The sequence below is a fragment of the Shewanella sp. ANA-3 genome, assembly GCF_000203935.1.
Taxonomy (GTDB): domain Bacteria; phylum Pseudomonadota; class Gammaproteobacteria; order Enterobacterales; family Shewanellaceae; genus Shewanella.
Genome location: NC_008577.1, coordinates 2,479,240 through 2,491,677, shown reverse-complemented (window position 1 = coordinate 2,491,677; position 12,438 = coordinate 2,479,240). Strand labels below are relative to the sequence as shown.

10 protein-coding genes are annotated in these 12,438 nt (G+C 49.3%); 1 reads left to right on the top strand and 9 read right to left on the bottom strand.

Annotation, left to right across the window (positions count from 1 at the left end):
- The first annotated feature begins 11 nt into the window (after positions 1-11).
- Positions 12-2,399 carry a glycoside hydrolase family 127 protein gene (locus tag SHEWANA3_RS10945; RefSeq protein WP_011717056.1) on the top strand — a complete coding sequence of 796 codons (2,388 nt, stop codon included), beginning with the start codon at positions 12-14 and terminating at the stop codon, positions 2,397-2,399.
- Between the two features lie 277 nt (positions 2,400-2,676).
- On the opposite strand, the gene SHEWANA3_RS10940 is transcribed toward SHEWANA3_RS10945, so the two are convergent.
- The 9 genes from SHEWANA3_RS10940 to SHEWANA3_RS10900 form a co-directional block, all read right to left on the bottom strand.
- Complete coding sequence (locus SHEWANA3_RS10940) at positions 2,677-3,267, bottom strand: DUF4303 domain-containing protein (protein WP_011717055.1); 591 nt, start codon at positions 3,265-3,267, stop codon at positions 2,677-2,679.
- A gap of 307 nt (positions 3,268-3,574) precedes the next feature.
- Complete coding sequence (locus tag SHEWANA3_RS10935) at positions 3,575-4,576, bottom strand: family 43 glycosylhydrolase (protein WP_011717054.1); 1,002 nt, start codon at positions 4,574-4,576, stop codon at positions 3,575-3,577.
- Positions 4,577-4,642: 66 nt separating this feature from the next.
- Entirely contained in the window at positions 4,643-5,776 is a 1,134-nt protein-coding gene (locus SHEWANA3_RS10930; RefSeq protein WP_011717053.1) for a family 43 glycosylhydrolase, read from the bottom strand.
- Positions 5,751-6,713 carry a galactofuranose ABC transporter, permease protein YjfF gene (gene yjfF, locus SHEWANA3_RS10925; protein ID WP_011717052.1) on the bottom strand — a complete coding sequence of 321 codons (963 nt, stop codon included), beginning with the start codon at positions 6,711-6,713 and terminating at the stop codon, positions 5,751-5,753. The genes SHEWANA3_RS10930 and yjfF overlap by 26 nt, the downstream gene beginning before the upstream one ends.
- Complete coding sequence (locus tag SHEWANA3_RS10920) at positions 6,710-7,927, bottom strand: ABC transporter permease (RefSeq protein ID WP_011717051.1); 1,218 nt, start codon at positions 7,925-7,927, stop codon at positions 6,710-6,712. Before SHEWANA3_RS10920 ends, yjfF begins: the two co-directional genes overlap by 4 nt.
- Positions 7,928-9,427, bottom strand: a complete 1,500-nt coding sequence (locus SHEWANA3_RS10915; protein ID WP_011717050.1) for a sugar ABC transporter ATP-binding protein — start codon at positions 9,425-9,427, stop codon at positions 7,928-7,930.
- 31 nt (positions 9,428-9,458) lie between these two features.
- Positions 9,459-10,400, bottom strand: coding sequence for an ABC transporter substrate-binding protein (locus SHEWANA3_RS10910; protein WP_011717049.1), 942 nt, complete (start codon positions 10,398-10,400; stop codon positions 9,459-9,461).
- Positions 10,401-10,498: 98 nt separating this feature from the next.
- Complete coding sequence (locus tag SHEWANA3_RS10905) at positions 10,499-11,554, bottom strand: aldose epimerase family protein (protein WP_011717048.1); 1,056 nt, start codon at positions 11,552-11,554, stop codon at positions 10,499-10,501.
- Positions 11,555-11,633: 79 nt separating this feature from the next.
- Positions 11,634-12,404 carry an SDR family oxidoreductase gene (locus tag SHEWANA3_RS10900; RefSeq protein ID WP_011717047.1) on the bottom strand — a complete coding sequence of 257 codons (771 nt, stop codon included), beginning with the start codon at positions 12,402-12,404 and terminating at the stop codon, positions 11,634-11,636.
- Positions 12,405-12,438 lie beyond the last annotated feature (34 nt).

Below are 12,438 nucleotides of genomic sequence, written 5' to 3'. Positions count from 1 at the left end.
AGGGAGCCAAGATGAACACTGCCCGATTGTTTGGCCTTTGCCTGTTATTGCCATTAACTTGCCCATTCGTATCCCAGCCAAGCTTTGCTAGTCTTACCCCCATTCCGCTAAACGATGTGCGCCTAACCGCCGGGCCATTTCTGCATGCCCAGCAGACCGATTTGGCTTACATCATGTCGATGGATCCCGAGCGACTACTCGCCCCTTACCGCAAGGCCGCGGGAATTGCGACCACGGCCGACAACTACCCCAATTGGGAAAATACGGGCCTTGATGGCCATATCGGTGGGCATTATCTATCGGCATTGGCCCTAATGTATGCCGCCACGGGCGATCAGGCGGTGCTTTCGCGCCTCAACTACATGGTGGCCGAGTTGGAAAAGTGTCAACAGGCCCATGGCAATGGTTATGTGGGCGGTGTCCCTCATGGAGACAAACTATGGCAGCAGGTCGCCGCTGGCCATATCGAAGCGGATCTGTTTACGCTCAACCAATCATGGGTGCCTTGGTATAACGTGCATAAGGTATTCGCGGGCCTGCGGGATGCCTATCTTTATACTCAAAATCCCACGGCGAAGAAAATGCTCGTCGGTTTTGCCGATTGGATGCTGGATTTAAGTCGCAATCTAAGTGATGAGCAGCTGCAGCTTATGCTGCGCACCGAATACGGTGGCTTAAATGAAACCTTAGCGGATGTGTACAGCATTACAGGTCAAAACAAATACTTAAATCTTGCGAATCGCTATACGGATCAAAGCCTGTTACAACCCCTGTTGCAGCATCAAGATAAACTGACGGGCCTACATGCCAATACACAAATTCCTAAAATTGTCGGTGTGGCACGTATTGCCGAGCTGAGTAATAACAAGGAATGGTTAGAAAGCGCCGATTATTTTTGGCAGCAAGTAGTTCACCAGCGCACCGTTTCCATCGGTGGCAACAGTGTGCGCGAGTATTTTCATCCCAGCGAAGATTTCAGCAGTATGCTTGACTCGGTAGAAGGCCCTGAGACTTGCAATACCTACAACATGTTGAAGCTGTCAAAATTACTGTATGAAAACAAACGTGATTTACGCTATATCGATTACTACGAGCGTGCACTCTACAACCATATCCTCTCGTCCCAGCATCCGCAAACTGGCGGCCTAGTGTATTTTACGCCAATGCGCCCAGACCATTACCGCGTCTATTCCTCGGCGCAGGAAAGTATGTGGTGTTGTGTCGGCTCAGGCATCGAAAACCATGCTAAATACGGCGAGCTCATCTATGCCGAGGAGGACAACAATCTGTTTGTGAACCTGTTTGTTGATTCTGAGGTCCACTGGAAAGCCAAAGGCATCAGCCTTAGCCAAAAAACTCAGTTCCCCGATGACAATACTTCGCAGATGATTATCCATCAGGAGGCGGACTTTACCCTCAATCTGCGCTATCCCACATGGGCTAAGGGTGAGGTGACCGTGAGCATTAATGGCGAGCCGCAAAGGTTTACACCGACTCAAGGGCAATATATTCCCTTAACGCGGCACTGGCGCAAGGGCGATAGCGTGACAATCACCTTACCTATGGACATTAGTCTTGAGCAGCTACCGGATAAAAGCGCCTATTACTCAGTGCTTTATGGGCCAATTGTGTTAGCGGCAAAAACGGCGCCTATCGCTAACGAAGCCTTAAACTTTATCGGCGATGCCAGTCGCATGGGGCATATTGCCAGTGGTCCTATGTGCGAACCCAGTCAGGCGCCGATTTTTATTAGCGATGGTACCCGCTTTTTAACCGATATCCGCCGTGAACCCATGAGTCTGCTGCAATTTACCACGGGGAAAGCTCATACAAATCAAGCGAGCCCCATCACGCTGATCCCCTTCTTTCGCCTGCATGACAGCCGCTATACCTTGTATTTTGGCCAGAGTGCGCCCGATGAATGGCAACAAAAACAGCAAGAGTTAGCTCAAAAAGCCCAGATGGAAGCCAAGCTGATGGCGCAAACCTTAGATAGTGTGCAGCCTGGTGAGCAGCAACCTGAGTCGGATCATTTCTTTAAGGCATCAAGGAGTGAAGCAGGCCTTAATGGTAATCGCCATTGGCGCCATGCCGAGGATTGGTTTAGCTATCAACTCGATGCTAAAGGTGAACCGCGACCCATATTGCGCTTAACCTACTTTGGGCTGGATGCAGGGCGACGTTTCGACATTTTGATTAACGATAAACGCCTTGCCGAAGTCACTCTGCCTGCCGATAAGGGGCCGATATTTTACAGCGTCGATTACCCTATTCCCGCCGACATGCTGTTGGATAGCACAGTGCCCTTCAGGGTGAAATTTATGGCAAAACCGGGCTCGATTGCCGGCGGTCTATATGAGGTGCGCCTACTAAAAAGTGAGCCAAGCTCGACTCAGTAAGCGAGCATCCCGAGCGCATGTAGGCACTCGAGCTTAAAACACTGATTCAGATAAGGGAAAGTGAAACGCTTTCCCTTGTTTTTTTATCCCCTTACCCAGAGTTTCTGCGCTTGGCACTACCTAATGTTTGCTGGTGACCCTATGCGACTATCAGTTATTAGCAACCTCTCGCCGTAAATAACAGCCACTACCCGTCAATATCAGTCAATATGGAGTGGGATGTTGATGGTTATAGACGAAATAAGTCAGTTGTGTTGAAAATTTTTGCTGGCAAAAACTAACGCCATTGCTCATAAAACTGTGCGACATTATCTTCATCGTTGCAACTTCGAACAAAATATTCGATATCAGCCTCGCTTTGATCGCCAAACCAAACGGAGAACAATATTGCCTGCGGGTTTAGCCCGCGCATGGCTTTAACCTCATTGAGCGCCCTGACTAATATGGCGTACAAAGCTTTAAGGTAAGCATCGTATGCGGCTTCGGACTCGAGCGCCTCAGCGTCTTCTTGCAGCAATTGCAGTTTGTCGTTAATCGCCTCAAAAATATCTTCATTTTCATCGTGATGTGGGGAGTCGCAGGCTGACCAGCGCAGCGTTTGCTTAAGCTGTGTGAGGGATTTATGCCGAAAACTCTTATCGTTTTGATATTTCTTTGCGACGGCCGTCAGGCCTTCCTCGGTGAAAAGGGTGACACCTAAATATTCCACTAAGGGCGAGCTGTATAGGCAAAAACCGTAGAGGGTTTGCGCCGGATAGTGTGACAGCCACCAATCGTAATATTCAGCAAGCGCCAGAGTGAGTTCCTGAGCAAGCTCTTCCATTCTTGCTTCAATATTCGCACTCAGCTTATCCTTGTTTATCGCCATCTCCCTACTCCTCGAACTTGGCAAAATCATCATCACTGAAATTCACTCCAACAGAAAGGCTGCACTCCTGCCCACCATGTGAATGCTCGGGCGGCAATATAACATCTTTAGCTTTAAAGGCTGAATCAGTTAACTGATTGAAATAGCGATTGGAATGAGTAGTAAGGCTTTTATAGTGCTGCTTATTGTGCGTGCGAGTCTATGCAATCGCGCTTTACCTAAGCAATAGCGCTTCAATCGGGCATAAAAAAGCGGGGCTGCTGAAGCATGCCCCGCGGGTATTACATCATTTATGGCGGCAAATAAATTAGTAGAGGTCGAACAAGGGGCGCCCGCTCTCATCAAATGACACCGCTAGCGTCCGCGCATGGCGATTGGGATCATAGAGTGGATCTTTAATAATTTGCGCTAATGGACGGGTATCTGTCTTTGGCACCACACTAGGATCGCCCACCGCATGTTCATAATCACGGGCATGGTACACACAGATGGGCGTCACGCCATCTTCTGCCACGGTGAAACTGTTATGACCAGGACCGAAGATTTGCTTGTCGACATCAGTGCACAGCACTGGCTGGCGGGTTTTCTTCCAGGAGTTACGATCGAGCAGATCAGCATGCTCATCGGCCTCCATATAACCCATGCAATAACAAGCACCTGTCGCGCTGGCCGAGAAGGTAATAAAGATTTTTCCTTGATGTTTAAGTACTGCAGGCCCTTCGTTAACCCAAAAATCGACGCGCTCCCAATCGTAATCTGGGGTGGTGAGCATAAATTGCGCCGTCTTTAACTTGATGGGCGATGCCATTTCCGCAAGATACAGGTTGGATGCCGCAAATTGTCCACCGGTTTTCTCCGCCCAGCAGAAGTAACGCTTACCGTTGTTTTCGAAAATGGTCGCATCTAAGGAAAAGTCGATAAATGACTTATTATCACCATCGGCCGCCTGCATCATACCAAGTTCAATCCATTCATCATTCAAGGGATCTTGCCCTTGGCACTCAAGCACATAGGGGCGCAATGCCCAAATATCTTCCTCTTCGCTGGCCGCAAAGTAGATGTACCATTTGCCATCGAGATAATGGATCTCGGGCGCCCATACGTGGCGGCTCATCGGGCCACTTGGGTGTTTAAACCAGATGTCGAAGGTTTGGGCGTCTTTTAAGCCGTCTAAGGTCTTGGCTTTACGCAGTTCAATCCGATCGTAGGTCGGAACTGAGCCCGTAAAGTAGTAATAACCGTCGCTATGTCGGTACACAAAGGGATCGGCGCGCTGCTCGACTAGGGGGCTATTTGTTGCTCTTATCATGGAAAAACCTTTCTATTTCGATTACTTAAGTGTGCTATTTTGTGTTTATTAAATGCATTTCGCTTGTTAGCGGGATTGCGTGCCTTGCCGATGCAGGGTTTGGCTATCGCTCTGCTGATTATCAAATACTGGGAAACCGTCCGCCGACCAGCGAATGGCTCGGTAGTAAGTGTGTCGATTACCGTCAGTCAATGGCGTCCCCTGCAGCTCAAGGTAATTACGCGCATGGTAAAACATCAGCTCGGTTTTACCATCCTCTGCCAGCACAAAACTATTATGGCCAGGACCAAAACGATTAAGACTTGGCTCAGTGGTAAAGACTGGGCTTGGCGATTTATGCCAACTCTTGGGATCGAGTAAATCGGCATTTTCATCGGCCCATAACAGCCCCATAGCATAACGGTCATCCGTGGCACTGGCGGAATAGGTTACGAAGACTTTACCGTTTTTAACCAACACAGCTGCGCCTTCGTTGACTTTAAAGCCTAAACGCTCCCAATCCAATAAGGGTTCGCTGATAATAGTTTCGTTATCAGAGAGTTGAGTCGGCGAGAGCATTTTGGCAATCACTAAGCCGGTGTTGTAACTCTTAGCTTTGTCTTGCTGCGCCCAAATAAAATAACGCTCGCCCTTGAGGCTAAAGCTGGTCGCATCGAGGGAAAAAGCATCCTGCGCCGATTGCAACTTGCCAAGTTCCTGCCATTGGCCCGTCATCGGCGAGTCGCCCTCGAGTCCTAAGACAAACATGCGGTTGTGAAAACGCACATCCTTATTGCTGGCCGCAAAATAGATATACCAGCGACCATCGATTTTGTGCAGCTCAGGCGCCCAAATATCGATACTCATGGGGCCAGTTTCATGCTTGTACCGCAGTGTTTTAGGTGTGGCTTGGCGTAAACCGTCGATGGTTTTGGCGTGGCGAAGTTCGATGCGGTCAAACTCTGGCACTGAGGCAATAAAGTAGTAACTGCCGTCATCGTCACGAATAATCCAAGGATCCGCCCTTCTCTCGATAAAGGGCGCATTCGCATCGAGGGTTTGCACCGTGGCGCTGTGGGGTTGTGCGCGGCTAATTTCGAGCACAGGCACGGCTTGCGCTAATGGCAGCGCCAATGCGGCGAGTAAGCCAGAGACCAAAGGAAAGCGCCTAAAGACAGATACGTTAGATTGACGATTATCCATGTTGAGTTTTGCGTCCATTCAAGAGTTTCTGTAACAGGATGAAGAAGAACAGTAACAGGCCAATGACTATCTTGGTCCACCAACTGCTTAAGCTGCCATCGAAGGTGATATAGGTTTGGATCACCCCCATCAAAATCACCCCAAGCACAGTGCCGAGCACAAAGCCACTGCCGCCAGTTAACAGGGTGCCGCCAATGACCACGGCCGCAATGGCATCCAGTTCGACGCCAATGGCGCCAAGTGCATAGCCAGAGAAGGTGTAAAAGGTAAAGACAATACCTGCCAGCGTTGCTAGGAAGCTACTGATGGCGTAAATACTGATGGTGGTTTTCGCGATGGAAATCCCCATTAGTTCGGCGGAATGTTGATTGCCACCAATGGCATACACATTCGTGCCAAAACGGGTGTAATGCATGACCACGGCGATAATCACAAAGAACAGGATAAAGATCAGTGAGCTTAAATCGAGTGCGCCATTGCCCGGCAGTGCAATGCTCATCTCGGCCACCGCATCGTAAAATGGATGGTCAATGGCAATCGACTCTTCGCTGAGCGTCGTCGCTAAGCCCCGCGCCAGGAACATGCCCGCAAGCGTCACAATAAATGGCTGCAACTTATACACATGGATAATAGTGCCCATGAGTGCGCCAAACAGAGTGCCGAGGGGTAAGATAACCACAAAGGCCAACAATGGATGCCATTGGTACTCGGTGATCAATAAACTGGTGACGACCCCACTTAAGGCGATGACGGCACCAACCGAAAGATCGATACCCCCAGAGATAATCACTAAGGTCATGCCTAATGCGGTGATCAATAGGAATGCATTGTCACGCAACAGGTTGGTGACTACTCGGCCACTGGCAAAACCGTCAAACTGAAAGGTGCCAACCAGAAACATGGTCAGCAGCAATGAGGCGGTGATCCACAGCGGGATAAAACGTCTTGCTATCATAGTTTTTCTCCTGTTGCGGCACTGGCTTTTGCACTTGTGGCCTTTTCTGCTGGTTTGGCATCCGCATGGCGCTTGGATTTGAACAGCGCCGACAATTGGCGCCTAAATTTAGCCGATTGCAACAGCAGCACGGTCAGGATAACGATGGCCTTGATCAGCAAGTTAAACTTAGCGGGTAAACCACTGACGATAATGGTGGTCGCTAAGGTTTGAATGATCAGCGCGCCAACGACCGACAAAATTAACGAGAAACGCCCGCCCGTGAGCGCTGCGCCGCCAATGACTACGGCCAGCACGGCATCCAGCTCAAGCCAAAGTCCAGCGTTATTCGCATCCGAGCCTTGGATATCGGCGGTGCTGATCATCCCGGCCAATGCCGCGCACAAACCCGCAATGCCATAGGCGAACAGTTTGATGGATTTATCGTTGATCCCAAGGTAACGACTCGCCTTGGCATTACAACCAACCGCTTCGATAAAAAGCCCTAAAGCGGTTTTACGCAGCAGTAATTGACTGAAGGTTAGCATCCCAATCACAATCCACACTGGCATCGGCAGGCCTAAAAACTGGCCCACGCCAATGGCGGCAAAGCCTGGGTGCTGAAAGGTGATAATTTGCCCTTGGTTGATAAGCTGAGCGACACCGCGCCCCGCCACCATGAGCAGCAAGGTCGCGACAATCGGTTGAATGCCTAAGAAACTCACCAGCCCACCATTAATACAGCCAGCTAAGAGCCCGACGATAAGGCCTGCTGCAATGACGGTGACTAAACTGATATCCGGCACTAACAGTAGATTCGCGCAAACCGCGCCCGCAATCGCCATCACGGCACCTACCGACAGGTCAATTCCGCCAGTGGCAATCACGAGACTCATACCAATCGAGAGCAGCGCCACGGGTGCACTGCGATTTAAGATATCAATCAAAGAGCCATAGAGTCTGTCGTCTTGATAGCTGATATTGAAGAAACTGCTGTCAATAAACAGATTGGCCAGTAACAGAATACTTAATGCCAATAGTGGCCAGAGATATCGACCCATGGAGGTCGACTTGCCCGCTTGGTAACGGGCGTTTTTTTCTTGAACCATGGTCTTATGACTTTCCTGCATCCGCGGTTGCCGCTCAGATGAATGCGCCTCAGATGCGTTCATCTGGGGTGAGATCAAATCGGCGGACATGCGTGTGGATGATAGGGTTTCGGCTGAGCTTTTCATTTATCCCTCCGCAATCGCTTGCATTACGTGTTGCGAGGTTAATTCCGCTCCTGAAAGTTCACGTACTGCATATCTGTCGCGTAATACCACGACTTTATTTGAAAAGGCCACGAGCTCATCGAGCTCAGACGATGCAACCAGCAGCGACATGCCTTCATCACACAAAGTTCTGATAAGCTTGACGATTTCGGCGTGGGCGCCAATATCGATACCCCGGGTCGGCTCATCCAGCACGAGCAGGATGGGTTCGATGGCTAACCAACGCGCGAGGATCACCTTCTGCTGATTACCGCCACTCAATTGCTCTATGGGTTTATCCGCATCTGGGGTCGCAATCTGTAATTTATCGATAAAGAACTGGGCAATTTCCTGCTGCCGCGTGTTGGATAAATACCGCCACCACCCGATACGCGCCTGCAGCGCGAGAATAATGTTTTCGCGAATCGATAAAGGACCGATGATGCCGTCAATCTTGCGATCTTCGGGGCACAGGGCGATCCCGGCGCTGATCGCATCCACGGGTTGAGACAGATTCAGTTTCTGCCCAGCCAAATGGATACTGCCGCTATCGACCAAGTCCAGCCCAAACACGGCGTTGCAGACTTCGCTGCGCCCAGAGCCTAGCAGCCCCGCAAGCCCGACTGCCTGCCCTTTGGGCACGGTGAGATTCATCGATTGGATTGAGCCTTTCACCGACACATCTTCGAGGGACAAGAGCACGGCCTCTGCGCGGGTGACGGTGCGCTCCTTTTCCTGTTTATCAACCAATTGCTCCTGCAGAGACCGCCCGAGCATGGCTTCAATTAGCTTAGGCTGTGGCAGTTCTGCCGTCAGATATTCGCCGATAAACTGCCCGTTACGTAACACGGTAATGCGATCGCTTATCTGATAAACCTGATCGAGGAAGTGAGTGATAAACACGATAGCCACGCCCTTGGCTTTGAGCTGGTTTAAGATCCCAAACAGTACTTGCACTTCTTTGGCATCTAAGCTCGCGGTAGGCTCATCGAGCACTAATACCTTGGCCGACATGGCAACACCGCGGGCGATGGCGATCAGTTGCTGCACCGCGATGGAATAATCCGACAGCGGCGCGCTAACATCGATATCCAGCTTGAACTGAGTTAACACGGCCCGCGCGTCGGCATACATTTTTTTAAAATGGATCAGCCCAAGGCGGCGCGGTTCGTAACCGAGGAACAGGTTTTGTGCCACGGTCAGGTTAGGCACTAAGTTCACCTCCTGATAAACCGTGCTGATCCCCGCCTTTTGCGCATCCATCGGTGTGTTGAAGTGTTGCGGCTCGCCAAGAAAGAGGATGTCGCCCATGTCTTTTGACTGGGCGCCTGTCATCACTTTCACCAGCGTCGATTTACCCGCACCGTTTTCGCCCAATAGGGCGTGAACTTCCCCCGCAAATAACCGTAAGCTCACATCCTCAAGGGCTTTGACGCCCGGATAATGCTTACTGATCTGCTTGAGTTCTAAAATAAGGCTCATAGCGCTATTCCCCAAGAAAGCGTCAATGGGATTATTGCTGGCGGCGCTTTTCGTACTCTGCGGCAGCGGTTTCTTGGGTAAACACATCACCCGTGGTGCTAATAAGCTTGGCCTGATCCTTATTGCCCTTCAGGTAGGCATCGATAGCATCAAACGCTGGGCCGCCTAAGTATGGGCTAAGCTCAACCGTGGCATTGACATCGCCATCGGCCATCGCCTTAAAGTAATCGGGAACACCGTCCACGGAGACAATCAGAATATCTTTGCCCGGTTTTAAACCGGCTTCTTTAATGGCTTGCACGGCGCCGAGGGCCATTTCATCGTTATGCGACCACACGGCGCACAGTGGCTGACCGTTTTGGGCTTTGAGGAAACCTTCCATCACTTCTTTACCCTTAGCACGGGTAAATTCGCCAGTTTGGCTACGAACAATCTTGGCATTGGGATAATTGGCAATCACTTGGTTAAAACCGGCTGCGCGATCAATCGCTGCGGTTGCACCTACCGTGCCCTGCAACTCGGCGATATCGCAGTTACCTTGGGTTTTATCCATAAGCCATTGGCCAATCTTGCGGCCTTCTTCGCTAAAGTCGGAGGCGATACGGGTAAGGAATAAGGAGTCATCATCGACCTTGATATTACGGTCGACAATCACGACTGGGATTTTGGCGCGTTTGGCTTCTTTCAGTACGGGTTTCCAACCTGTTTCTACCACGGGCGCAATAATAATGGCATCCACACCTTGGGCGATAAAGCTGCGCACGGCTTTGATTTGGTTCTCTTGTTTTTGCTGAGCGTCGGCAAATTTCAAATCGATGCCACGCTGTTTAGCTTCGGCCTTGACCGCTTCGCTAAAGCTGGTACGCCAACCACTCTCGGAGCCAACCTGTGAAAAGCCCACTGTGGTGGCGTAGGCACAAGTAGCACTGACAGCCCATAATCCCAATGCGGTAATGATTTTATTATGTTTCATTATTATTCCCTTTATAATTTTAGGTAACAGAGATCCCCTAGCCTGCTGTTAACTGCAGACTAACTCGTACAAATAAATGTTATTTCGCCTTGATTGAATTAAATATTCTTAAACTTATGTACCGTAATTTGTTGATATTGAGTATTTGCCTCAAGCATGACACTCGGGAAATGGTCAATGTTTACCGCGTTCGGATAACCGTGGGTTTCTAAACACAGGCCATGGAATTGATTAATGCTATAACCTTCATCATCAATATGGCTGCCATCGAGAAAGTTGCCACTATAAAATTGCACGCCGACTTCTGTGGTACTAATTTCGAGTTCTCGGCCAGAAAGCGGATCTTTTAATACCGCAATAGTCTGCAAACTGTTTTTATTGTCTGGGTTTCTATCCATCACAAAATAATGATCATAACCATTGGTTAATTGCTTAATATCCGTGGCAATTAGCTTCGGTTGTTTGAAATCGTATGCGCCATCGTCGACTAAGATTAATTCGCCCGTCGGGATCTGTTCATTATCGAGCGCCAAGAAATGACTGGCTTGAATGGAGAGTTCGTGCCCTAAAATGCCTTGCTGTTTGTTGGAGGCAAGATTCCAGTAAGCATGATTAGTTAAACAGACGGGTGTGGTTTGATCGCAAACGGCTTGATAGTTCAGAGTTAATTCATTGTTTTCATTGAGGCGGTACTCGAGCGTAATCGCAAGATTCCCCGGAAATCCTTGATCGCCATCGGGGCTGGTAATGCTGAAAACCGCCGCCACACTGTCATTGTCCTGCAGCATCTCAACCTGCCAAGTGCAATGGCTTAATCCTTTAGGTCCGCCGTGAAGTTGATTATTGCCTTCATTGGCGACTAATTGAATTGTTTTACCTGCTAAGGGGAATTGTGCTTTACCAATGCGATTTGCGACACGGCCGGCGGTAATACCAAAATAATACGGATTAGTCACCCAATCTTTAATATCTTGATAGCCCAGACTTAATGAAATAGGTTCTTGCGCTTGACCATAAAGTTTGACCGACCAAATACTGGCGCCGTAATTTGACAGAACCACTTCAAGCCCGTGGCTATTAGTGAGCGTGACTAATTGTAGTTCATCCGCAAATGCGGCGTGTTGTAGGCTTTTTTGAGTAACAGAGAGTTGCATGGTGAGTGCTTTACCTTTTATTTAAAATAAACTCAGCACTCACCTCATTATTTAATGAACTGAAATTTTATTGTGATATTTAAATCCAACCACCATCGACAATAAAATTCTGTGCGGTGCAGAGTTTGCTATCATCTGCTGCTAAAAATAACGCCATAGCAGCAATATCTTCGGGCATCACATATTCTTTAATACATTGGTTATTTTCGATATGTTTTGCCGTATCTTTATCTACCCAGTGCGTGAGTTGACGTTTTGTCATCACCCAACCCGGCGTTAAGGTATTAATCCGGATTTTATCTTTACCTAAATCGGCAGCTAACCCTCGAGTTAAGCCCATGGCGCCGGCCTTAGATGCGGTGTAACCCGCCATGCCCGCCTGCCGATTGTGCCAACTCATTGAACCTAAGTTGATCACTGAGCCTCCGCCGAGGCGCTGCATTTGCGGCCTGACCGCTTGTACGGCGAAAAAGTAATGCCGCAAATTGGTGTTTAGGCATTGGTCCCAATATTCTGGGGTCACTTCGTCGATGCTATGGCGTTGATCGCACGCGGCATTGTTAATTAATACTGATATTGGGCCTAAATCGTCCTCGACCTGAGCAATCACACGCTTGAGGGCGGCGATATCGACAAGATCGCAGTGATAAAATGTTACGCTGGCCTCTGGTTGAGTCTGCTTAAGGTCTGCGACGAGTTGAGTTGACTCCTCAACTAAAATATCGACAAATGCCACCTTAGCGCCCTGCTCTAAAAAAGCATTAACCAAGCAAGCCCCAATACCCGTTGCGCCACCACTGATAAAAATGGTTTTCCCTTGTAAACTCGGGTATTGATTAGTCAACTTCATAACTCAACCTTTTATTAAAATAATTATCTGGTTT